Below are 22,374 nucleotides of genomic sequence, written 5' to 3'. Positions count from 1 at the left end.
GTACAACTTTGTGGCTTAGCTATAAGCCACTATTAAATATTTAGTTTAGTAAACGAGTTAACAGGTTCATTATGCAAAAAAATATATTCCGTTTTTTAACCGCTTCATGTTTATCATTTATCTCAATAAATGCAATGGCATTGACGTGTTCAGATAATCCCGAACAAAATAAAGTTGAGGCAAATAACTATATTTTTAAAATATTAGACTTTATTGATTCAACAGCTAAAGGGATTAAGCAAGAAGTGAGAACTTCAACCATTACATCAGATACTGGTACGATACGTTCAATTGTCAAACATAGTTTAAATTATGATCCAAATGGTTTGATTACAGAAAGTCATTATGATCTTTATTCCGGTGACAATGAAAAACTCTATTCTGAACATCTACAAAAAAATGAATCTGGTTGGCAAAATGTGATTGAAGATATAGAGGATAAAACAAGTAGCACTACTCAGTTCAAAATCGATACACAAGGTCGAGTTATTGCTTCTGAACAGATAAAACAAGCGCCCGATTTTACCTTTATTGAGAATGATAGTTATCAATTTGATAATAACAATTGTTTAATTAATAAAAATGTGCAATGGCAGCTAAAAGAGTTGGATGCTAATGGCCAAGTAGTAGGAACAGAGCAAAAAGGTGCTTCGATTTATGCGTTTGGTTATCAAAATCGCCATCTAGCAAAGGTATCGGCGCAATATAGTAATAAAACTAAAAATGAAAGCGATTTTTCTTACCAATATGATGATAAAAATCGATTAAATGCAATCCAATCGACTTATTCAATAGTTGGAAAAAATACAACTCATTACATGACTGAATTTTTAACTTTTAATGAGAAAAATGATTGGTTGAGTGCAACACAATCAAAACAAAATAGAAAAAACAAACAAACTAATATAGTTCGGCAGATTACTTATTATTAATCAATTAAACATGGCGTTATCACAAGTGAACTCGATAACGCCAATGAATTAACATCATTCTAGTTTTATCTTACAAATAAAATATAAATCGCATGAGCTGTCCATGCTAACGCTAACCCATACGTAAGTAGTTTTTCTCGCTTTGGATAGATATTAAATTGATGTAATAAAGTTAGAATCTGTTGCAATCCACACCAAATTGGTAGCGAAATCATTAAGCACAAAAATAATTTACCTAATTCAGTATTAGCTAACTTTAAAATATATGAACGCGTTATTGCGTCACCAAAAGGAATGATAAACGCAACAATGATTAATACCACTGGTGCGAAAATAGCTGCCCAAAGCCCACCTAAAGCAAATAATCCTTTTGCCACTTTTGAGTCTGACTGTATTGGTTGAGTTTCTTGATTTTTCATTGATCAAATACCACTTATTTAATTATCAATAATAGTAAGCAATATGAAAGTAAAATTGTTACACCCCATAAGCCAATAATAAGTAAATATCCTTGTTTCTTTTTATGAATATTTTGCTTAAAAATAACCTTTGGTATTAACCTAAACCAGTTTAGTGAATGAAATAAAGCGAGTGATAATGCAATACAGTTTAGCACTACAACAACTGGGCTTTGTAAGAAAAAGATAAAACGATAAAACTCATCTTGTCCCATTCTATTTGTATACATACAGATAACACCATACATCAACACCAAACTAACCCAAATCATGGAAAAAGGCGTTAATTTATCAATGATTGACAGAAACAACGGCTGTTTTGTCTGTAACGATGTGATCTCGGACTGTGTACCAGTATTGTTATTATTTAAATCATTATTTGCTGGATAATTATCATTATTCTTCTTAATCATAACTTTCTCAATGTGAGTAACATTATTATGTAATTAACGTTTCTAGGGCTGAATGTTTAATGTTGTATTATAAACATTAAGTGATTCAAATCGTCAAATTAAAGTCCTGCATAATATCGGTTTTTAAGGTAATAACACTAGGCAGAAAGTGCGTTGAAATGGTTTGCATGACATTGCAAATGTGATTAACTAATAAATTATTTGCTAGTAACAAATAACTTATAATCAGTTAAATATGAGCCTATTGGTGTTTCTTTGACTCTTACTTGAGCTTTAGTACCATATTTGATTTTGTCATTTAAATTTATGCATAGAAAAAAGTAATAATTGTTATCTTTATCAAGAATCTTTAAACCATTTTTACAATGCCCATGTTTACCTCTACTTGGCCCTGGCGCGGTAATTTTATATTCAGTGGTATAAATTCTAGATTCAGTAGGATAGAAATAAATGATATCTATTGGTAGACCTAAAAAAATTAGGAGATTAAAAGAAAAAATCATAAAAGCACGTGCAAGGTACTGTTTAATTCGTTCTAAAAATGGTTTTTTCAACATTTTTTTTCTAGAAAAAGCGAGAAGAAAACTAAGCAGGATGGCTACAGCAAAAAATGAATATTCAAATTTAAGGAAGATAATAGTTCTTTGGTGTAATCGCAAAGTAAAAAGAATATTAAGAATAAACAAGAGTGCCACTGAAAGCTGTACTATTGTTGTTATATTTTTCTTTAATACAACTTTTTTTAATAGATCTTGATTATAATTTTTAAAGTTTTGTGGCATATAAGATCTCTATCATCTCTTCTTAATAATAAAGTTATTTTTACTATATCATTAATAGCTAATTTTTAGCTAAACTAAAATAATTATTAAAAATAGCGTACATTACGCAACATTAATCGTAAATTTATTATCAATCGTTTAGAAATTTTTTATGATTTCATTTAAAAAATTATTATCAATATGTAAAACACTACAAAATTAGTGCAATTACCAAAAAATTGATAGACTATTGAATTATAAAATGTAATAAATGAGCAAGAAATTCGATCGTTTATTTTAAGCTTTGAAATCAGTAAATCGGCTTCATATAGACTTAAGTAATTTAAACTTAAACCGATAAGCGAAATAACGTATATTTCGCTTATTTTAAACTAAAAAAAGGGGGATAAATTGTCTTCTTTATCACTGTTAGACCATGAATGGATTCCTGTTGTTTATTTTGATGGTCATATTAGTAAAATTAAACCCAGTCAGTTAGTTGACGAAACCATTTCCGACTTAGCCTATTTTAGACCGGATTTTCAAGGTGCTGCTTATCAATTCCTTATAGGTTTACTGCAAACTACCTTTTCCCCTGAGGATAATGATGAATGGTTAGATTATTGGCATGAAGGTATAACTCAAGCACAACTCGACGAGGCATTTGAACAAGTTAAACCAGCAATGCAATTTGGTGCAGCTAAACCGGCCTTTATGCAAGACTTTACACCATTAAATGGTAATAAAGTGCCTATATCAGGTTTATTGGTTGAAGCACCGGGTGAAAATGCACTAAAGAAAAATACCGACCATTTTATTAAGCGGGATTTTGTTAACGCTATCTGTCCTCATTGTGCGGTTATAGCTCTGTTTACTTTACAAACTAATGCCCCATCAGGGGGACAAGGACATCGAGTGAGTTTGCGAGGTGGCGGACCAATTACCACTTTAATGATGCCAGAGTTAAACACCTCAACACCATTATGGAAAAAATTATGGTTAAATGTAGTGCCACTTGATGATGACGAAAAGCCACAATGCTATGATGAAACTGTCTTCCCTTGGTTAAACAAAACCATAACCAGTGAACCACCTAAAAATTTAAGTGTATTTCCTGAACAAGCTAATTGTTGTCAAGCATTTTGGGGTATGCCTCGTCGCATTGAGCTAGATTTTGAAAATACAACACAAGGCCATTGTGATCTTTGTGGCGAAGAGTCGTCTGAGCTTATTAGCCATTATCAAACTAAAAATTATGGTGTTCAATACCAAAACTGGCGCCATCCTTTATCGCCATATCGAACTGATAGCAAAACAAATGCACCCATTGCGATTAAAGGGCAACCTGGTGGGTTAATTTACCGCGATTGGCTAGGCATGGTTAGCACTAATGATGAAACCCAATCAGCTCAGGTGGTAGGTGTTCATTATAATCGAGGATTGAAATCTGCTGAAAAATATCACTTGTGGTGCTTTGGATACGATTTTGACAATATGAAGGCACGCTGTTGGTATGAACACACTTTTCCAGTATATCCTGCATTAGCTGATCCTGACAGCGATCTTAAAGAGCTGATTGAACAAGCATTAGAATTTAGCAAAGACGCTTTATCATTACAGCGTAAAGCCTTGACAGCTATCAATAAACAGTCCAGTTCAGTGGATATTGCTTATTGGAAAGAAACAGAAATGCCTTTTTACCAATTTGTGAAACAACTTATCAAAGAAAAAGAGAATCCTAATGGACGTTTTCATCTGTTGTTAGATTGGACAAATACCTTATTAAAATATATTACTCAAATCTACGATAAAGCGGCTTTTTCTGACCCAGATCAACAGATGATAAGTTCCGAAAAAATTACAACCAGAGAAAAATTACTTAAAGATTTTAACAAACTTAGAAATATCAAAAAGATTAAACTTAATAAAACGTCTTGATTGCATGTAGGGAGAACAACATGTCAGACACTATCCAAAAAAAGCTGATGATCTTAAATGATAGCCACAAAAAGATTATCGATGAATGGTTTTCTATATTGCAGCAACGGCAATGTAAATTTAATGGTATTAATTACAATGGACGAAAATTACGTGCTGAATTACGCCGGGTTTCATTGTCTGAATTAATAATTCTACAGGATGGCTATACGATTTTAGCTAATAAACTTCTTAATAACGACAGTAAGTTAGCGCAAACGGATATTCATTATCATGCATTACAGATATTGGTTAATGTGGCTGTTTTTGCAGAGTTAAATAATGATAAGGCACCATTTGCTGCGCAACTGAGTGAAAAAGTAAAAGGTGGAGAACGTAATTATTTATCTAAATTGCGATTTGAACGTCTTCTTGCCAGTGAAACTCCAGAAGAATTTTGTCAGCGTTTAATTCGTGCCGTTAAGTTACGCGGTGAAAAAGGCGTTAATCTAACTTCTCTTGCTGACGGCATCTTTCTATGGATGCAAGAGTGGTATGCTCGTGAACATAACTGGCCAGCTAATACTAATCCGTTTAAACGCTTTTCTACTCGTTGGGCTATGGACTATTTTTCAACTAAAAATAATACTAAGGAATAATCATCATGACTACATTTATTCAATTACATCTATTAACCGCTTATGCTCCTTCAAACTTAAACCGTGATGATTTAGGTCGACCAAAAACCGCTAAAATGGGAAATACTGACCGTTTGCGTATTTCGTCACAAAGCTTAAAAAGAGCGTGGCGTACTTCTGACTGTTTTTATCAATCATTAAGTGATCATATTGGTGTTCGTTCACGTCGTTTTGCTCGAGATTGGGTATACAAACCACTGATTGATAATGGTATATCTGAAAAAATAGCTAAAGAAAGTGCAATTAAAATAGCTAGTCAGTTTGGTAAAGTCAAAAATGAGAAATCACCAAAAGATCCATTGAGTAATTTAGAAATTGAACAATTAGTACATATTAGTAGCAATGAACAGCAAGCAATTAAACAATTAGTTGATGTACTAATTAGTGAAAAACGCGAACCTAGCGATGATGAAGTTAAATTATTACGTAAAGAAAATAGTAGTATTGATATCGCCTTATTTGGCAGAATGTTAGCAGATAGCCCGGCATTTAATATTGAAGCTGCCTGCCAAGTTTCTCATGCATTAGGCGTAAGTACAGTAACCATTGAGGATGATTTTTTTACTGCTGTTGATGATTTAAATAATAATGATGTTGATGCTGGTTCAGCGCATTTGGGCGAACGTGGATTTGCTTCGGCGCTGTTTTATACTTATGTATGTATTAGCCGAGATTTACTTCTCGAAAATTTAAATGGTGATGAAGCATTGGTTGAAAAAACCTTAAAAGCTTTAACTGAATCAGCCGCCAAAGTTGCACCAACAGGAATGCAAAATAGTTTCGCTTCACGAGCATATACTTCCTATCTTTTAATAGAAAAAGGAAGTCAACAACCGCGCTCTTTAGCGGTAGCTTATTTTAATCCAATTCGTAGTCAAGATATGGTAAATGATGCTATTAGTCGTTTGGAAGAGCAACGAGATAAATTTGATAAAGTTTATGGTCAATGTGCTGATAGTCGCTATGTTCTCAATAGTGAAACTGGAGAAGGAACCCTTAGTGCTGCATTAGATTTTGTTGCGCAAAAATAGGGGGGCGGACAAGATGATCAACCATCTTATTTTTCAGATTTATGCCCCATTTACCTCTTGGGGCGAACCTGCTGTTGGCGAAGTTCGCCACAGCAATATTATTCCCTCTCGCTCTGCTTTATTGGGATTAGTTTCGGCTGCACTCGGCATTCGTCGTGATGATAATCAGATTGATCATTTTAATCAGCATTATCATTTTGCGATTCGTCCTTTTATTGCTAACAATAGTTGGTTTCGAGATTTTCATACCGTCCAAGCTCCTCGGGCTAATAAAAAGCAAGTCTGGTATACACGCTTTGATGAAATACGACAAAACCCTCTTGAACTAGAGACGTTATTATCACAGCGTGAATATTATAATGACGTTTATTATCAAATAGTCATGACTGAGACTGAGAATGCACCTTATAGTTTAGAACAAATTCAGCAAGCATTACTTAAACCTGTTTTTCCTTTATACGCAGGAAGAAAAAACTCACCTTTATCGTTACCGTTATCGCCTATCTTGTATCAAGGAACATTGCGTGAGGCTTTTAGTTTTGCCGATAAACACTATCAAGAGTGTCATCGTCAAGATCCGGTTATTGATAAACTATTAAAAGGTATTGCTGATGAATATTATTGGGAACAGGCCAATCAAGAAGATCACTTTGAGGTAATTAAAATTCAGCGACGTCAAGATCAACCAATAAGCCGTCACCGTTGGCAATTTAGTGATCGTCAGCAGTTTTCCGGCCATTTGAAAGGGAGTGAATAGATGTATTTTTCTCGAGTTACTTTAAAATTAAATCGACTTCCTTATGTTATGCAACAGAAAATGCAAAATTCAGGACCTTATGCTATTCATCAATGGTTATGGCAACTCTTTCCTAATCAAGAAAAACGTTGCTTTTTATTTCGTGAAGAGAGAATTGGCAAAGGCTATCAATACTATCTATTATCGGAAATAGCACCGCTAACCAATCATGAGCTATTTTTAGTAGAAACTAAACCATACCAACCAAAATTAACCGTTGGTATGAAATTGATTTTTTCCCTGCGAGCAAATCCAGTGGTGTTTAAAAATGGTAAACGTAGTGATGTGATGATGAATGCTAAATATCTGGCTAAACAACAAGGTTTAGATAATGAGATAAAAATTCGTCAGAATGAAGCTGCCATAAATTGGTTAATTAAACAGAGTGAATCCAGAGGATTTTCATTATCAACAACTGATGGACAACAACTGGATTGCACAGTAATTAATTATACCCAAGAGCAATTTATTAAAAAAAGCAATTTTAAACCCATTACTTATAGCAGAGTTGATTATCAAGGGGTGTTAACCGTAACGGATGTTGACTTATTTTTAAATACCATCTATCAAGGAGTTGGCAAAAGTAAAGGATTTGGTTGTGGTTTATTTTTGCTAAAACATTATCAATAGGATGCGCGATTATGGTTTATGTTCCACTTAATCCGATTCCTTTAAAAAATAGAACGTCAATGATTTTTTTGCAATATGGACAAATTGACGTTCTAGATGGAGCGTTTGTATTAATTGATAAAACCGGCATCCGAACGCATATTCCAGTGGGCTCGATAGCTTGCATAATGTTAGAACCCGGAACTAGAGTTTCTCATGCCGCTATCAAACTAGCGGCAACGGTTGGCACTTTGCTCGTTTGGGTCGGTGAAGCTGGCGTCAGAATGTATTCATCGGGTCAACCAGGTGGGGCAAGATCAGATAAATTACTTTATCAAGCTAAATTGGCTTTAGATGATGATTTACGTTTAAAAGTGGTCAAAAAAATGTTTGAGTTACGATTTGGTGAACCGGCACCGAGTCGTCGCTCTATTGAACAGTTACGAGGCATTGAAGGATCACGAGTACGTGAAACTTATTCATTACTGGCTAAACGTTATCACGTTAAATGGCATGGAAGAAAATACGATCCCAAAGATTGGCAAAAAGGAGATACGGTTAATCAATGTATAAGTGCTGCCACGTCTTGCTTATATGGTATCACCGAAGCAGCTGTTTTGGCGGCTGGCTATGCTCCAGCAATCGGATTTGTGCATAGTGGAAAACCACTCTCATTTGTTTATGATATTGCTGATATTATTAAATTTGATACCGTTGTTCCTAAAGCTTTTGAAATAGCTGCAAAAAACAAAGCTGATCCCGATCGGGAAGTTCGTGTGGCCTGCCGTGAAATTTTTAGAAGCCAAAAAACATTAGCAATATTGATTCCGCTTATCGAAGAAGTTTTGTCTGCTGGTGGTATTGAACCGCCCCCAGCTCCAGATGATGCCCAACCACCAGCTATCCCAGAACCTCAATCTCTTGCTGACAGTGGCTTTAGGAGTCGCTAAAAATGAGTATGTGTGTTGTAGTAACTGAAAATGTCCCTCCAAGGTTACGAGGTCGTTTAGCAATTTGGTTACTTGAAATTAGAGCCGGGGTTTACATCGGTGATATATCAAGACCAATAAGAGAAATGCTATGGCAACAAATCACTAAACTTGCTGAGGAAGGCAATGTTGTCCTTGCTTGGGCGACTAATACTGAGTCAGGATTTGACTTTCAAACTTATGGTGCAAATAGAAGGGTTCCGGTAGATTTAGATGGACTAAGGTTGGTCTCTTTTTTACCTATTGAAAATCAATAGGTTAATGTTCTTTAAAAATTAGAAAAATTTGGTAGATTTTAACTAACTAAAAAATATTATATAAAACAAATATCTATATTTAGAGAGTTCCCTGTAGGTACAGGGATATACCGGTTTAAAATTTCATTTTTTGGGTTTTTTACCAGAGTTCCCTGTAGGTACAGGGATATACCGCTGGTTGTGCAGCGATGTGTATTTCATCAAAAGAGTTCCCTGTAGGTACAGGGATATACCGCTTGAAGAAATAAAACGACGATTTGGTTTTAGGAGTTCCCTGTAGGTACAGGGATATACCGCGACATCTGCGGCAACTACTGCGACTCAAATCGAGTTCCCTGTAGGTACAGGGATATACCGAAGTTTGTATAGGGAATTTAATTTAAGTTGTAGAGTTCCCTGTAGGTACAGGGATATACCGATAAAATAATTGTTGACTAATGACGCGCGCCAGAGTTCCCTGTAGGTACAGGGATATACCGGTTAATAGCTCTAATTTTATTGAAATCTCATCGAGTTCCCTGTAGGTACAGGGATATACCGACCTTCAATCTCAGGTTAAGAGCCAAAAGGATGAGTTCCCTGTAGGTACAGGGATATACCGAAAATTGGGAATCATATGTTGGTACCGCTGTTGAGTTCCCTGTAGGTACAGGGATATACCGTCAGTCAAAACAATTATCCCGACATTGTCAGGGAGTTCCCTGTAGGTACAGGGATATACCGCCTTTTTTTAGATCGTCGATCTCGTTATCTGTGAGTTCCCTGTAGGTACAGGGATATACCGAATTTAACAAATTCATTAATGAAAACATTTTTGAGTTCCCTGTAGGTACAGGGATATACCGATATTCGCCAGTGCAATATTTGGGCTCTGATTGAGTTCCCTGTAGGTACAGGGATATACCGCAAGTGGTAATTCCCGCACGTCCTTGGCTTGGGAGTTCCCTGTAGGTACAGGGATATACCGGCAAATTATAACGTCGATGTGTATAGCAATTAGAGTTCCCTGTAGGTACAGGGATATACCGAAACAGACCTAACACCTGATTTTCTGAAACAAGAGTTCCCTGTAGGTACAGGGATATAACTTTATTAGCTAATAAAATTACATCCAAATGGTTTTAAATTATCTACCTTTATGTGAGTAGATGGTATACACTCCTCAATATTTTTTACAAGGCTGTAATGATAGCGTTTTATAAAAATAAAAACTAATAATCATATGTATAGATAATATGAAATAGAGGTTTTTTAGTTAAACTAAAATAATTATTAAAAATAGCGTACAATACTCAACATTAATCATCAATTCATTATCAATCATTTAGGAATTTTGTATGACAGGTAAATTTATTGTCATCGAAGGTTTAGAAGGTGCAGGCAAAACAACAGCCATCAATACTGTTGCTCGTATTTTAAAACAACATCATATTTCTGATTTACAATTTACTCGCGAACCTGGCGGTACTCCAATTGCAGAAGCATTACGAAATATTATTAAAAATGGTTTAGATAATGAGCCGCTAACTGATAAAGCGGAATTGCTAATGCTTTATGCTGCTCGTATTCAATTGGTTGATAATGTAATTAAACCGGCATTAAAAATGGGGAAATGGGTTATTGGCGATCGACATGATTTATCAACTCAAGCTTATCAAGGTGGTGGGCGACAGATCGACAAGGTTTTTATTGAAACATTACAAGCTCAGGTTTTGGGTGATTTTAAACCTGATTTAACATTGTACTTAGATATTGCGCCAGAACTCGGTTTAATGCGGGCCAGATCGCGCGGGCAGCTTGATCGCATTGAACAACAATCATTACCTTTCTTTGAGCGTATTCGTCAGCGTTATTTACAATTAGCTGAGCGTGATAATACTATTGTTACCATTGATGCCAATAAATCTATAGAAGAAGTGACAACTCAAATTGAAACTATTTTGAATTCATGGCTAATAAATTAGGTTTTAGTTTTATGATTTTTAATAAATATCCTTGGCTTGCATTACCTTTTCAGCAACTTGCTGATACGATTGTTAATAATCGGGCGCATCATGCCTTGTTAATTAATTATATTCAGGGAAGTGGTGAAGAAGAATTGATAAATCTATTGATTAATCGATTAATTTGTCAATCTTCACAACAATTAGAGCCTTGTGGTAATTGTCATAATTGCCAGTTGTTTTTATCTCAGCATCATCCTGATTATTACGTTATTACACATGAGCAAGGTAAACAATCAATTGGTATTGATCAAATACGTAGTATTTCGACTAAAGTTTATGAAAAATCACAACAAGGTGGTAATAAAATAATTTGGATCAAACATGCGGCTTCAATGACCGAGGCGGCAGCTAATGCACTGCTAAAAACTTTAGAAGAGCCACCCGAAAATACCTATTTTATTTTGAGCGATGAGCATAATAGCCAATTTTTACCCACGATTCACAGCCGTTGTTTTTGTTATTTTTTGCCTATCCCAAAATTAGAAGAATCTATTGTTTGGTTAAAAAAGCAACACAATCATTTATACAGTGATAATGAACTTGCCACTGCATTATTATTGAGCGAAAATGCGCCAATAAATGCAGCAACATTACTACAACCTGAAAAATGGCAGCAGAGAAAATCATTTTGTGAAAATTTAACAGAAGTCTTACCACGAAATAATTTTTGGCAATTAGCGAAAACTTTTAATCATGAAGGTTTTTTTGAGCACATTACTTGGTTTTGTGCATTATTAAGCGATGCATTAAAAGCCAAACAAAAAGTAGGTCGATACATAATTAATCGTGATCAAGTGCCTTTAGTCAGGCTACTTGCGACAAAAAATAATGATGAATTAGCTTCGTTGTATCAAATTTGGTTACAAGCGAGGAATTTATTGTTATCGGTGACTGGATTAAATAAAGAATTGATTATCTATAATGTTTTAGCTCAATCGCAACTAATAAGCTATCAGCAGCAGAATTAATATAGTGATAATGTAGTAATAAAGTTTTTGGTCAACGATATATTTACAGATGAAAGGATTGCAGTGAGTTATTTATCGATTGAATTTGGTCTAATTTTTGTGGTTTTCTTTGCGATATATTGGGCTTTTAGATTATTACCAAAATTTCAGAATAAATTACTTTTGATTTCAAGTTATCTTATTGTTGGTAGCTATAGTTTACAGTTTGCTGTTATTCTTTTTATTTATACCTGTGCGATATATTTCTTTTCCTTGATGATTGCTGCCTCCAAACATCATGCCAATCGATGGTTGATTTTAGGATTGGTTGCTTCAATCATCAATTTAGCATTATTTAAATATTTTGATTTTTTTCGATATGAGTTACAGTCATTATGTAATTATTTAAACTTATCAATTTTAATACCTGTTGTTACTGTTCTTATTCCAATAGGCATTTCATTTTATACCTTCCATTCAGTAAGTTATTTGGTATCAATTAAAAAGAGAGAATTACCCGTAGCGAAATTTTGGGATTTCGCCTTATTTTTAGCTTTTTTTCCTAGTTTAATTGCTGGGCCAATCAATCGAGCAAAAACGTTTCTGCCGCAAATTGCGGTAAGTCAACCTAGAGATATTTTAGAACCTTTCCGAGCTTTTACATTAATTATTCTAGCAGTCATAAAAGTTTATTGTCTGGGCGGATTAATTAGTGAAAATTGGGTAACACCAATTTTTTCAAACCCTTTAGAATATAGCTTTATTGATTTATTAGTTGGCCTATATGCTTATGCTATGCAAATTTATCTTAACTTCTCTGGTTATACTGACTTAGTGACTGGGATTGCGCTTTTATTAGGTTTCCGGCTGCCGATTAACTTCAATTTTCCTTATTTAGCTTCTAATTTACGTGAGTTTTGGGATCGCTGGCATATTAGTTTATCTCATTGGATTAGAGATTATATTTATATTCCATTAGGTGGAAGTCGTCGTGGATTTGTTCGCACTCAAATTAATGTGATGTTAGCTATGTTACTGTCTGGATTATGGCATGGAGCAGGGATTAATTTTATTATTTGGGGCGCTTGTCACGGTATAGGCATTGTCTTTCTTAATATTTTAGACCGTTATATAGGTCGAGGATGGATAACAGAACGTTCGCCAATTGTTGCTCGATTATTAACTTGGCACTATATCTGTTTTACTTGGCTATTTTTCTGTTGTGAGAGTTTAGCGGATGCGTTAGATTATCTAAATGCACTATGCCATAATTTTACAGTCGAACCACATTATATGGCGGCATTTATAAGTATATGTGTCATATTTTTTATATATCCATTATGTAAAAATATTCCTACTTGGTGTACGGTACAGCTTAGTAGAATAAATAGTATTTACCTGCCAGTTTTATTTATCTTTATACTATGGCTAACAATCTATTTAGCACCTTCTGGTGTACCAAACTTTATTTATGCTAATTTTTGATTATGATGAAAAATTAAAATGACATACAAAAAAACATTTTCGAAAAATAGAAGAAATAGGTCCAGAAAAAATGGACAGCAAAATAGAGTATTAAAAAATAATACTTCTAATAATAACAAAAGAACTAAAAACAATTTTAAAAAATCAGATTGTTTACTAAATAATCATGATACGCTTTCTGCAAAAAAAATTTTTTTCCTATTATTTATTACCGGTATTGCATTAATTGCAATTTATCACAGATCAATTTTAATCTATTGGCAACAAACTTATCATTCCGATCTTTTTAATTCAGGAGGTGTTACTCAAGACTTCATAAAAGAAGATTCTGACGAAGCTATAGATGAAATTTTGTTAGGATCACAAGCAACAATTATCGATCATGATGACGATGTGGAAGATACCAATATTCATTTAATTAAAGATATTCTAATTATTCCACAGCCAGATATTGTTAAAAAAAATCAAACGAATAAACCAGAAAACAATCAAGCATCTTTATTAACTGACCTTGAAACACCTAAGATACCAAAGCATGATATCCCATTAATTCATGAACCATTACCAATAGTATTAACCGAAAATGATAAGGTTTTTTTTGCCGGTGATTCATTAATGCAAGGCGTTGCACCATATGTTAAAAAAATGTTATTCAAACAATATAAAATAGAAAGTATTGATCTTAGTAAACAAAGTACGGGACTTGCTTATCCAAAAGCCTTTAATTGGCCAAAAACAATTAGTGATAACTTAATTACCGATCCTTCTATTAAATTACTTGTGGTATTTCTAGGGCCTAATGATCCGTGGGATTTTCCCGTAAAAGGATACCCTAAATACGTTAAATTCAAATCACCTATATGGGAAGAAGAATACCGTTTGCGTATAGCTGCTATTTTAAATAGTGCTTATGAGCATGATGTACAAGTCCTTTGGCTAGCTGCACCTTGTATGCGTAAACCAAAACTCAATGATGGCATGGTATATTTAAATATGTTGTATCAATCTGAAATAGAAAAAGTACAACAACATTTTTTAACTACTAATCAGTTATTAGGTTGTACTTATGAGAACTTTACAAGTTTTGTTGAATCCGATAAAGGAAAAATAAAAGTAAGGGTTGATGATGGCGTCCATTTTACCTCCACCGGCCAGAAAATTTTAGCCACGGCTATTATGGAAAAAATTATCTTTAAACAATTAGAGGACAATGATAGTGATTAAACTTTTAAAGTATATTTTTACTGTAATGATTGTCACTGTTTCTGTTGGTTGCAGTGTTGCTGAAAGTAGAACAAGTACACTATCAAGTATTGTTGACTTTGGCGATCCCAATAGCAAACAATTTATCCAACATTTAAATTCATTGTCTAAAAATAGTAATCAAGTTGTGAATATTACTCAGCTTGGCGATTCTCACTCAGCGGCCGATTTTTTTACTGGTGAATTTCGAACATTGATGCAACAAAAATATGGTAACGCGGGGATTGGCTGGGTCACTCCGGTTGCGATAAAAGGTCAAAGCCATGCCGGGGTAAGTTGGAAAACAAAAAACTGGAATGTATTAAGTAGCCGTACATTAAGTAATTTAGATTTTCCAATGGGAGGATTTATTGCTAAGCCAACCAAAGATGTAGCGACTATTCAGCTGATGCCTAAAAATGCTGGCAATAAAAATTGGCAAATACAATTAACCGTTAAAGCTTTAAAAAATAATCCTAATTTGCTGAATATTTATGATGCTAATGATAAAAAAATAGATATTAATTATTCATCCAAAAGTAATGTCTGGCAGACAATATCTTTTATCACTAAAGCACCTTTTTCTATCAAAGCAACTAGCGATATTGAAATCGGTGGTATATGGTTAAATCGTTACCAACAATCTGGTGTTATTGTTTCTTCGATTGCAACTAATGGCGCCAAACAGACAATATGGCAGAAATGGGGCCCTAACTGGTTAAATGAATTATCGGCCTCAAAAAGCGATTTGATTATTCTTGAATATGGTACAAATGAAAGTTTTGATGAAACCTTAGATGCGAACGCTTATCGTAAAAACTTGGTGAAAAATATTCGTCAAATTCGCAAATCATCACCAAATTCGGTAATATTATTAATGACGCCACCAGATACGATGTTAAATGAAAAGAGTTTTCCAAAATCTTTTGCTAAAGTAATGAGTATCCAAAAACAAGTCGCTAAATCAGAGAAAACGCTATTTTGGGATTGGCAACTAGCTATGGGCGGCCCTCATTCTATTAAAGATTGGCGTAAACGAGGCCTTGCTCGTCCAGATTTAGTACATCAGACATTACAAGGCTATAAAGAAAGTGCTCGTATATTCTATGCTGATTTAAGTGAATTTATTAAAAAGAATAGTTAAAAAATTTATAATTAAAAGGAATAACTAAGTTATGTCATCTCCAATTATTGTTGCTGTTGATTTTTCTGATACAAAGTCCGCGTGGAATTTTATTGATAAAGTTGAACCTAAAGATTGCCGTCTTAAAATTGGTAAAGAATTATTTACTCATGCTGGCCCTGATTTTATTAAACAGATAAAACAAAAAGGTTTCGATATTTTTTTAGATCTCAAATTTCATGATATACCTAATACGGTAGCCAAAGCAGTAGCTGCTGCCGCTGAACTAGGTGTCTGGATGACAAATGTTCACGCCAGTGGTGGAATTCGTATGATGGAGGCGGCAAAAGATGCGCTTTACCCATTTGGAAAAGATGCACCTTTATTAATTGCGGTCACTGTACTAACGAGTATGGAATCTTCAGATCTTAAAGAAATTGGTATTGAGGTATCGCCATTAGAACAAGCAACTCGTTTAGCATTATTGGCCAAAAATTGTGGGCTTGATGGTGTAGTTTGTTCTGCCAAAGAAGTACAGAGTTTTAGAACACGGCTTGGTAGTGATTTCAAATTGGTTACACCTGGTATTCGTCCAGCAGGTTCTACTCCTGATGATCAGCGACGAATTATGACTCCACAGCGAGCGCAAGCAGCGGGTGCCGATTATTTAGTCATAGGCCGTCCTATAACGCAAGCGGAGGATCCAAGCAAAGCATTACAGACTATTTTATCAACTCTTGATTCATCTAAGAGCAATTAGTATGACAGATAATCCAATTGTTTATTCAACTGAGCATGGTCGAATAACGCCTGAAAAAGCCACTAAGCCTCGGCCTAAAGGTGATGGTATCATTCGTATTTCACGTCAGACATCGGGCCGAAAAGGGAAGGGTGTTTGTGTGATTGATGGTTTTGACTTAGATGATAGTCAATTACAGCAATTAGCTGCCGATCTTAAAAAACGTTGTGGTTGTGGTGGTTCGGTTAAGGATGGAAAAATTGAGATTCAAGGTGATAAACGCGATCTATTAAAATCACTAATAGAAGATAAAGGATTTAAAGTTAAACTTGCTGGAGGTTAGTTAACCAAAAAATAATACCCTTTTGAAAAGGGTATTATTTGAAAAAAAATTAATTAGAGCGGTAACCACGCATTTTTTTACTGATATCGCGACGTTCCTTAGAAATTTCAGCATTTTTGATGATGTAATCATCAACACGATCATCGTAATCGCTTTTCATGTTGGCAATAATAGCTTGAAGCTCTTCGTAAGTCATATCAGGTTTAATATAATCACTTAAATTTTCAAGTAATAATACGCGCTTTTGGTTGTCACGAATTTTTTTCTCGTTATCTGAGATTTCGCGTTTTAATTTGTTTAAACGGCGTGACAAACGAATGTATTCAAGAACATCTTGAAATGATGGTGCGGCTGATTTTTCCTTGTCCATCTATAACCCCTTATTTCTGAAAAGATGAAAAACAATTATTCTTTAATTATATACTAATAATTTTTTGTGGTCATATTAAATATAGTTTCATTTGTTAAATGATAAATTTAACAATTAACATAGATGGTTATTTTTGTTTTATCTGAACTTTTTTAAAGTTTGGTTGTATATTATTTTTGTGTAGTATCAAAAACGTTATCTAATTACGGATAAATTGGAATAAAAGCAAAAACAAGTATTAAGAATTATTGCAAAGTATTATACAATACGTTGTTAATTGTAAAGAGTACCGAATGAGAGAATCATAATGAGCTGGATTGAAAAAATTCTGAGTAAAAATAATATATCGTCAGATCATAAAAAGGCGAATATTCCAGGTGGTGTTTGGACTAAATGTAGCAATTGTGAGCAGGTCATTTATCAAGCTGAACTTGACCGAAATTTAGAGGTTTGTCCGAAATGTGATCACCACATGCATATTCCTGCCCGAGTTCGCTTATATCGTTTCTTAGATGAAGGATCTGATGTCGAAATTGGTGCTGAACTTGCTCCGAAAGATATTTTAAGATTTAAAGATACTAAAAAATATAAAGATCGTTTAACTGCTGCGCAAAAAGAAACTCACGAAAAAGAAGCTATGGTCGTTATGAAAGGAACACTACTAGGCATTCCGGTTGTCGTAGCTTGTTTTGAATTTGCTTTTATTGGTGGGTCAATGTCATCGGTGGTTGGTGCTTTATTTACTCGTGCTGCTGAGCAAGCAATTGCAGATAAATGTCCATTAATTTGTTTTTCAACCAGTGGTGGTGCTCGTATGCAAGAAGCATTATTCTCATTAATGCAAATGGCAAAAACGAGTGCTATTTTAGCCAAAATGCAAGATGAAGGGTTGCCATATATTTCAGTAATGACCGATCCAACAATGGGCGGTGTATCAGCAAGTTTAGCTATGCTAGGCGATATTAATATCGCAGAGCCTAAAGCATTAATCGGTTTTGCTGGCCCTAGAGTAATACAACAAACTGTGCGTGAAACCTTACCAGAAGGATTTCAACGTAGTGAGTTTTTACTTGAAAAAGGCGCAATTGATATGATTATTCATCGTCGAGATATGCGACCAAAAATTGCTGGTTTATTGGCTAAGTTAATGAAACTTCCTAACCCTTTTGATAATATCGCTAATGATGAGACAATTTAACTGATCATGCAAAATAAAATCCCAGATGCCATGTCAGATCTTAAGACATGGCTTTGTTATTTGGAACAGTTACACCCTTCAAGTATTGAACTAGGGCTGGAAAGGGTAAAGTCAGTTGCTGAGCGATTAGACCTATTACAACCAGCTCCTTATATTTTCACTGTAGCAGGAACTAATGGCAAAGGGACAACTTGTCGTACCTTAGAAATGATTTTACTTGCTGCTGATAAGCGTGTTGGTGTCTATAGTTCTCCACATTTATTACATTTTACTGAGCGAGTTAGAATCAATAATCAAGAGTCAACACCATCAGATACTGTTAAGGCATTTGCTGCGATTGAAAAGGCCAGAGGCGATATTTCATTAACTTATTTCGAATATGCAACACTGGCAGCTTTATATCAATTTAAGCAAGCCCAACTAGATGTTGTTATTTTGGAAGTTGGGCTAGGTGGTAGACTTGATGCCACCAATATTGTTGATGCTGATATAGCAATTATAACGACAATCGGTATTGATCATGTTGAATATTTGGGAAATACAAGAGAAAGTATTGGTCGAGAAAAAGCCGGTATTTTTAAACCGAAAAGTATTGCTGTTGTTGGTGAACCTGAAATACCATCGACCATTTTAGATGTTGCTCATGCCGTAAATTGCCCGCTCTTTGCTGTAAACAAAGATTGGTCTTATCAACAAATTGATAAATTAACATGGCAATTTAATTCTTCAATAAAGCAATATCAAAATCTGCCGATTCCGCAAGTCCCTCTAGCTAATGCCGCAACAGCAATTGCTGCCCTTAGTCATTCACCATTTTCTATCACTCAAAAACAAATAGACAGTGCTCTTGAAAAAACTAGTTTAATAGGACGTTTTCAAATTATCCAAGCATCACCAACTGTAATCGTTGATGTTGCGCATAACCCTCATGCGGCCAGTTATTTAGTCAAGCAAATTGAGTTATTAAAACAGCAACAATCAAAAGTTGGAAAAGTGAGATTTGTGATAGGGATGCTTAAGGATAAAGATATTAAAAGTACTTTATCTATATTTAATGCTGATCAGTGGTATTGTGCTTCACTTTATGGTGAGCGCGGATGTAATGCTGATATATTAAAGCAGTTTTTACAAGAGGGAAATGTAGAGAATATCGCAACATTTGATTCGGTGAATGAAGCATATCAAAAGGCTATGCAAGAAGCAAAAGAAGATGATATTATTGTCGTTTGTGGCTCATTTCATACCGTTTCTGCCGTTTTGGATATAGTAGGCAACTAGGTAAATGTGAACATGGATAATAATCAAGAGAAAATTAAATGTAGCTCAAATAAAGTTAGAAATCAACTTGTTGGTTTTGCTACATTTTTGTTAATAATTGCTATTATTGCCCCTAATATAATCACTGATAAATCTAATTCGCAAACATCAACAGTTCCTATATTACAATCAGGTGTAATAGATGGACAAAACCAAGATGTTGCAGTGAAAAATGAATCTTCTTATACACCTGATTCAGATCAATATCCTAGCCCTTTAGCTTCACCTGATATTATTGATGATAGTGTTGATTCTCAAATAACGACATCTTCTGAACAAACTGATAAACCCTATATGATTCAGCTTGGTGCATTAAAAAATAAGAAAAAAATTGAGGAACTAGTTGCCTTATTAAGGCTGAATAACTATAACGTTAGAGTGATACCAAATAATCCAGGACCAAATCAACTAATAAAATTACAAGTAGGTCCTTATGCGAAAAGAGAACAAGCTGAACAGTTGATTAGTAATTTAAATAATTTAACTAAGTTAAAAGGTGTAATTGTTGTCAATTAATAATCATTTTATGATTTATCAAAATTAAAAAATATTAATGTAAAAATTGTGAGTTATTATGATGAATTGGGTTGATTTTACGATTATCGGTGTGATTATTTTATCTGCACTGATTAGTATTATTAGAGGCTTTGTCAAAGAAGCGCTATCTTTAATTAGTTGGGTGTTAGCTTTCTTTATAGCTAGTCGTTTTTATATGTACATCACTAGTTATTTGACTTATTTTGATAGTGATGTCATTCGGATTGCAGTTGCTATTGCGATACTTTTTATTTCGACATTAATTGTTTGTGCAATCGTCTCTTATCTTATAGGACAATTAGTTCAAAAAACGGGACTATCAAGCACCGATCGAGTATTGGGAATTTGTTTTGGGGTATTAAGAGGTATTTTAGTTGTTGCAGCAGTGCTCTTTTTTGTTGATACCTTTACGCCTTTATCCCAATCTCCGTATTGGGTGCAATCACAACTTATCCCGCATTTCCATTTTATCATTCGCTGGTTTTTTGATTTTATACAGCAGTCGTCTTCATTTTTAGTTCAATAAGTTTGAGGTAATCATTGTATGTGTGGTGTTGTTGGTATTGTAGGATGTAGTACTGTTAATCAATCTATTTATGATGCTTTAACTGTTTTGCAACATCGTGGACAAGATGCAGCTGGGATTGTAACCATTGATGAACAAAATCGCTTTCGTTTACGTAAAGCAAATGGTTTGGTGAAAGATGTATTTCAAGAACATCATATGCAACGATTACAAGGTAACCTAGGTATAGGTCATATTCGTTATCCAACCGCGGGTAGTTCAAGCCCTTCAGAAGCTCAACCTTTCTATGTAAATTCGCCATATGGTATCGCACTGGCTCATAATGGCAATTTAACTAATACTGATCAGTTACGAGATAAAGTGTTTGAATTAGCAAGACGTCACATAAATACTAGCTCAGATTCAGAAGTGTTACTTAATATTTTTGCTAGTGAGTTGGATAAATTTCCGACTTATCCTTTAACTGCAGATAATATCTTTAGTGCAGTTCATCAAGTTCATCAAATTATTAAAGGGGCTTATGCTTGTGTTGCTATGATTATTGGGCATGGACTGGTTGCTTTTCGTGATCCATTTGGTATTCGACCATTGGTTATTGGCAAAAAAGTCATTGATGAGCAAAAAACAGAATATATGGTTGCCTCTGAAAGTGTCGCTTTAGATATCCTCGATTTTGAATTTATGCGAGATGTCGAGCCTGGTGAAGCTATTTATATTACTCAAGATGGCCAGCTTTATTCTAAGCAGTGTTCTGATAATCCTCAATATTATCCATGTATTTTTGAATATGTCTATTTTGCCAGACCTGATTCGTTTATGAATGGTGTATCTGTTTATCAGTCACGGATATTAATGGGGCAAAAACTGGGACAAAAAATAGCCAGAGAGTGGAACGATATTGATATTGATGTCGTCATTCCTATTCCAGAAACATCCTGTGATGCTGCTCTTGAGATTGCTCGTATTTTAGGAAAACCTTATAGACAAGGATTTGTTAAAAATCGTTATGTAGGGCGTACCTTTATTATGCCAGGACAAAATGCCAGAAAACTCTCAGTAAGAAGAAAACTTAATGCTAACCGTATTGAGTTTGAAGGCAAAAATGTGCTTCTTGTTGATGATTCTATTGTACGAGGGACGACTTCTGAAAAAATTCTTGAAATGGTACGTTCTGTTGGCGCTAAAAAAGTTTATTTGGCTTCGGCAGCGCCAGAAATTAGACATCCTAATGTTTATGGAATCGATATGCCTGTTGCGAGTGAATTAATTGCTTATAATCGATCAGTTGATGAGATTGCAAAAGAAATTGGAGCAGATAAATTAATATTTCAAGATCTTTCTGATTTAATTGATTCTATTCGAGAACAAAATCCCAAAATTCACCATTTAGAATGTTCTGTATTTAATGGCAACTATATTACAGAAGATGTTGATGATAATTATTTTAATCAATTAGAGAATAATAGAGCTGAAACGAAAACATCTTTATCAATTAAAGAATCTGAAAATCTTGAAATTTATAACGAAGAACAATAGCAATTATTTAATCTTGTAAAATTATGACAAGATTATAATAAATAAATCTGAAATATTTTTTCAGATTTATTTATTGAAAAACTAACCAATTTTATTAGTTTAAAATTTGAATATATCTATTAATAAAAAACAGTATTTTTCAAT

At 34.2% G+C, this 22,374-nt stretch carries 24 protein-coding genes and 1 CRISPR repeat array; of the genes, 20 read left to right on the top strand and 4 right to left on the bottom strand.

The features are described from left to right. Positions 1-71 precede the first annotated feature (71 nt). Positions 72-932: a hypothetical protein gene (locus H3T56_RS02630; RefSeq protein ID WP_086360722.1), complete on the top strand. Its 861-nt coding sequence runs from the start codon at positions 72-74 to the stop codon at positions 930-932. A gap of 65 nt (positions 933-997) precedes the next feature. Here H3T56_RS02630 and frdD read toward each other — a convergent pair whose 3' ends face one another. From frdD to H3T56_RS02615, 3 genes are all read right to left on the bottom strand, one after another. After that, entirely contained in the window at positions 998-1,351 is a 354-nt protein-coding gene (frdD, locus tag H3T56_RS02625; protein WP_198191926.1) for a fumarate reductase subunit FrdD, read from the bottom strand. A 14-nt stretch (positions 1,352-1,365) separates the two neighbouring features. Continuing rightward, positions 1,366-1,803 (bottom strand): hypothetical protein, encoded by a 438-nt coding sequence (locus tag H3T56_RS02620; RefSeq protein ID WP_198191925.1) that lies wholly within the window; start codon positions 1,801-1,803, stop codon positions 1,366-1,368. 197 nt (positions 1,804-2,000) lie between these two features. Further along, positions 2,001-2,585: a hypothetical protein gene (locus H3T56_RS02615; RefSeq protein WP_198191924.1), complete on the bottom strand. Its 585-nt coding sequence runs from the start codon at positions 2,583-2,585 to the stop codon at positions 2,001-2,003. A 390-nt stretch (positions 2,586-2,975) separates the two neighbouring features. Here H3T56_RS02615 and casA point away from each other — a divergent pair, with 390 nt between their 5' ends. The 14 genes from casA to yciH all read left to right on the top strand — a co-directional run bounded on the left by casA (position 2,976) and on the right by yciH (position 16,746). Further along, positions 2,976-4,502 carry a type I-E CRISPR-associated protein Cse1/CasA gene (casA, locus tag H3T56_RS02610; protein ID WP_198191923.1) on the top strand — a complete coding sequence of 509 codons (1,527 nt, stop codon included), beginning with the start codon at positions 2,976-2,978 and terminating at the stop codon, positions 4,500-4,502. A 20-nt stretch (positions 4,503-4,522) separates the two neighbouring features. Further along, positions 4,523-5,140, top strand: coding sequence for a type I-E CRISPR-associated protein Cse2/CasB (casB, locus tag H3T56_RS02605; RefSeq protein WP_198191922.1), 618 nt, complete (start codon positions 4,523-4,525; stop codon positions 5,138-5,140). A gap of 5 nt (positions 5,141-5,145) precedes the next feature. Beyond that, positions 5,146-6,210, top strand: coding sequence for a type I-E CRISPR-associated protein Cas7/Cse4/CasC (cas7e, locus tag H3T56_RS02600; protein ID WP_086320423.1), 1,065 nt, complete (start codon positions 5,146-5,148; stop codon positions 6,208-6,210). 13 nt (positions 6,211-6,223) lie between these two features. Then, complete coding sequence (gene cas5e / locus H3T56_RS02595) at positions 6,224-6,967, top strand: type I-E CRISPR-associated protein Cas5/CasD (RefSeq protein WP_086320422.1); 744 nt, start codon at positions 6,224-6,226, stop codon at positions 6,965-6,967. Then, complete coding sequence (gene cas6e, locus H3T56_RS02590; protein WP_198191921.1) at positions 6,968-7,636, top strand: type I-E CRISPR-associated protein Cas6/Cse3/CasE; 669 nt, start codon at positions 6,968-6,970, stop codon at positions 7,634-7,636. A gap of 11 nt (positions 7,637-7,647) precedes the next feature. Next, positions 7,648-8,565: a type I-E CRISPR-associated endonuclease Cas1e gene (cas1e, locus tag H3T56_RS02585; RefSeq protein ID WP_086361100.1), complete on the top strand. Its 918-nt coding sequence runs from the start codon at positions 7,648-7,650 to the stop codon at positions 8,563-8,565. Positions 8,566-8,567: 2 nt separating this feature from the next. Continuing rightward, positions 8,568-8,861 (top strand): type I-E CRISPR-associated endoribonuclease Cas2e, encoded by a 294-nt coding sequence (gene cas2e / locus H3T56_RS02580; protein WP_065577731.1) that lies wholly within the window; start codon positions 8,568-8,570, stop codon positions 8,859-8,861. A gap of 84 nt (positions 8,862-8,945) precedes the next feature. After that, positions 8,946-9,950: a CRISPR direct-repeat array (repeat unit 29 nt; unit sequence GAGTTCCCTGTAGGTACAGGGATATACCG). A gap of 248 nt (positions 9,951-10,198) precedes the next feature. Further along, entirely contained in the window at positions 10,199-10,825 is a 627-nt protein-coding gene (gene tmk, locus H3T56_RS02575; RefSeq protein WP_065577730.1) for a dTMP kinase, read from the top strand. A gap of 11 nt (positions 10,826-10,836) precedes the next feature. Then, positions 10,837-11,835, top strand: coding sequence for a DNA polymerase III subunit delta' (holB, locus tag H3T56_RS02570; protein WP_198191920.1), 999 nt, complete (start codon positions 10,837-10,839; stop codon positions 11,833-11,835). A 63-nt stretch (positions 11,836-11,898) separates the two neighbouring features. Continuing rightward, positions 11,899-13,299 carry an MBOAT family protein gene (locus H3T56_RS02565; RefSeq protein WP_198191919.1) on the top strand — a complete coding sequence of 467 codons (1,401 nt, stop codon included), beginning with the start codon at positions 11,899-11,901 and terminating at the stop codon, positions 13,297-13,299. 18 nt (positions 13,300-13,317) lie between these two features. Then, a complete protein-coding gene (locus tag H3T56_RS02560) occupies positions 13,318-14,523 on the top strand; it encodes an SGNH family hydrolase (RefSeq protein WP_198191918.1) in 1,206 nt (401 codons plus the stop codon). Further along, complete coding sequence (locus H3T56_RS11720; protein WP_198191917.1) at positions 14,516-15,685, top strand: GDSL-type esterase/lipase family protein; 1,170 nt, start codon at positions 14,516-14,518, stop codon at positions 15,683-15,685. Before H3T56_RS02560 ends, H3T56_RS11720 begins: the two co-directional genes overlap by 8 nt. A gap of 31 nt (positions 15,686-15,716) precedes the next feature. Beyond that, entirely contained in the window at positions 15,717-16,424 is a 708-nt protein-coding gene (pyrF, locus tag H3T56_RS02550; RefSeq protein WP_086320417.1) for an orotidine-5'-phosphate decarboxylase, read from the top strand. Between the two features lies 1 nt (position 16,425). Then, positions 16,426-16,746 (top strand): stress response translation initiation inhibitor YciH, encoded by a 321-nt coding sequence (gene yciH, locus H3T56_RS02545; protein WP_232351383.1) that lies wholly within the window; start codon positions 16,426-16,428, stop codon positions 16,744-16,746. A 49-nt stretch (positions 16,747-16,795) separates the two neighbouring features. On the opposite strand, the gene tmaR is transcribed toward yciH, so the two are convergent. Beyond that, positions 16,796-17,116, bottom strand: coding sequence for a PTS system regulator TmaR (tmaR, locus tag H3T56_RS02540; RefSeq protein WP_065577725.1), 321 nt, complete (start codon positions 17,114-17,116; stop codon positions 16,796-16,798). A gap of 307 nt (positions 17,117-17,423) precedes the next feature. Between tmaR and accD the strand changes: the two genes are divergently transcribed. The 5 genes from accD to purF all read left to right on the top strand — a co-directional run bounded on the left by accD (position 17,424) and on the right by purF (position 22,230). Then, the gene (gene accD / locus H3T56_RS02535; RefSeq protein WP_065577724.1) at positions 17,424-18,314 is read left to right on the top strand and encodes an acetyl-CoA carboxylase, carboxyltransferase subunit beta; all 891 of its coding nucleotides are present in this window, start codon (positions 17,424-17,426) and stop codon (positions 18,312-18,314) included. A gap of 6 nt (positions 18,315-18,320) precedes the next feature. After that, entirely contained in the window at positions 18,321-19,592 is a 1,272-nt protein-coding gene (gene folC, locus H3T56_RS02530) for a bifunctional tetrahydrofolate synthase/dihydrofolate synthase (protein WP_086361091.1), read from the top strand. Positions 19,593-19,604: 12 nt separating this feature from the next. Beyond that, positions 19,605-20,147 (top strand): SPOR domain-containing protein, encoded by a 543-nt coding sequence (locus tag H3T56_RS02525; protein WP_086357355.1) that lies wholly within the window; start codon positions 19,605-19,607, stop codon positions 20,145-20,147. 61 nt (positions 20,148-20,208) lie between these two features. Further along, positions 20,209-20,694, top strand: coding sequence for a CvpA family protein (locus tag H3T56_RS02520; RefSeq protein WP_034903542.1), 486 nt, complete (start codon positions 20,209-20,211; stop codon positions 20,692-20,694). A gap of 18 nt (positions 20,695-20,712) precedes the next feature. After that, positions 20,713-22,230: an amidophosphoribosyltransferase gene (gene purF / locus H3T56_RS02515; protein ID WP_086361090.1), complete on the top strand. Its 1,518-nt coding sequence runs from the start codon at positions 20,713-20,715 to the stop codon at positions 22,228-22,230. Positions 22,231-22,374: the final 144 nt, after the last annotated feature.

The sequence above is a fragment of the Gilliamella sp. W8123 genome (assembly GCF_016101085.1).
Classification (GTDB): Bacteria; Pseudomonadota; Gammaproteobacteria; order Enterobacterales; family Orbaceae; genus Gilliamella; species Gilliamella apis.
The sequence above is the reverse complement of the archived record's forward strand: the minus strand, read 5'-3'. Positions and strand labels throughout refer to the sequence as shown.

Bases quoted from the DNA above. Each gene is read 5' to 3' on its own strand.
- H3T56_RS02630 (WP_086360722.1), top strand. From the start codon at position 72: ATGCAAAAAAATATATTCCGTTTTTTAACCGCTTCATGTTTATCATTT.
- frdD (WP_198191926.1), bottom strand. From the start codon at position 1,351: ATGAAAAATCAAGAAACTCAACCAATACAGTCAGACTCAAAAGTGGCA.
- H3T56_RS02620 (WP_198191925.1), bottom strand. From the start codon at position 1,803: ATGATTAAGAAGAATAATGATAATTATCCAGCAAATAATGATTTAAAT.
- H3T56_RS02615 (WP_198191924.1), bottom strand. From the start codon at position 2,585: ATGCCACAAAACTTTAAAAATTATAATCAAGATCTATTAAAAAAAGTT.
- casB (WP_198191922.1), top strand. From the start codon at position 4,523: ATGTCAGACACTATCCAAAAAAAGCTGATGATCTTAAATGATAGCCAC.
- cas7e (WP_086320423.1), top strand. From the start codon at position 5,146: ATGACTACATTTATTCAATTACATCTATTAACCGCTTATGCTCCTTCA.
- cas5e (WP_086320422.1), top strand. From the start codon at position 6,224: ATGATCAACCATCTTATTTTTCAGATTTATGCCCCATTTACCTCTTGG.
- cas6e (WP_198191921.1), top strand. From the start codon at position 6,968: ATGTATTTTTCTCGAGTTACTTTAAAATTAAATCGACTTCCTTATGTT.
- cas1e (WP_086361100.1), top strand. From the start codon at position 7,648: ATGGTTTATGTTCCACTTAATCCGATTCCTTTAAAAAATAGAACGTCA.
- cas2e (WP_065577731.1), top strand. From the start codon at position 8,568: ATGAGTATGTGTGTTGTAGTAACTGAAAATGTCCCTCCAAGGTTACGA.
- tmk (WP_065577730.1), top strand. From the start codon at position 10,199: ATGACAGGTAAATTTATTGTCATCGAAGGTTTAGAAGGTGCAGGCAAA.
- holB (WP_198191920.1), top strand. From the start codon at position 10,837: ATGATTTTTAATAAATATCCTTGGCTTGCATTACCTTTTCAGCAACTT.
- H3T56_RS02560 (WP_198191918.1), top strand. From the start codon at position 13,318: ATGACATACAAAAAAACATTTTCGAAAAATAGAAGAAATAGGTCCAGA.
- pyrF (WP_086320417.1), top strand. From the start codon at position 15,717: ATGTCATCTCCAATTATTGTTGCTGTTGATTTTTCTGATACAAAGTCC.
- yciH (WP_232351383.1), top strand. From the start codon at position 16,426: ATGACAGATAATCCAATTGTTTATTCAACTGAGCATGGTCGAATAACG.
- tmaR (WP_065577725.1), bottom strand. From the start codon at position 17,116: ATGGACAAGGAAAAATCAGCCGCACCATCATTTCAAGATGTTCTTGAA.
- accD (WP_065577724.1), top strand. From the start codon at position 17,424: ATGAGCTGGATTGAAAAAATTCTGAGTAAAAATAATATATCGTCAGAT.
- folC (WP_086361091.1), top strand. From the start codon at position 18,321: ATGCAAAATAAAATCCCAGATGCCATGTCAGATCTTAAGACATGGCTT.
- H3T56_RS02525 (WP_086357355.1), top strand. From the start codon at position 19,605: ATGGATAATAATCAAGAGAAAATTAAATGTAGCTCAAATAAAGTTAGA.
- H3T56_RS02520 (WP_034903542.1), top strand. From the start codon at position 20,209: ATGAATTGGGTTGATTTTACGATTATCGGTGTGATTATTTTATCTGCA.
- purF (WP_086361090.1), top strand. From the start codon at position 20,713: ATGTGTGGTGTTGTTGGTATTGTAGGATGTAGTACTGTTAATCAATCT.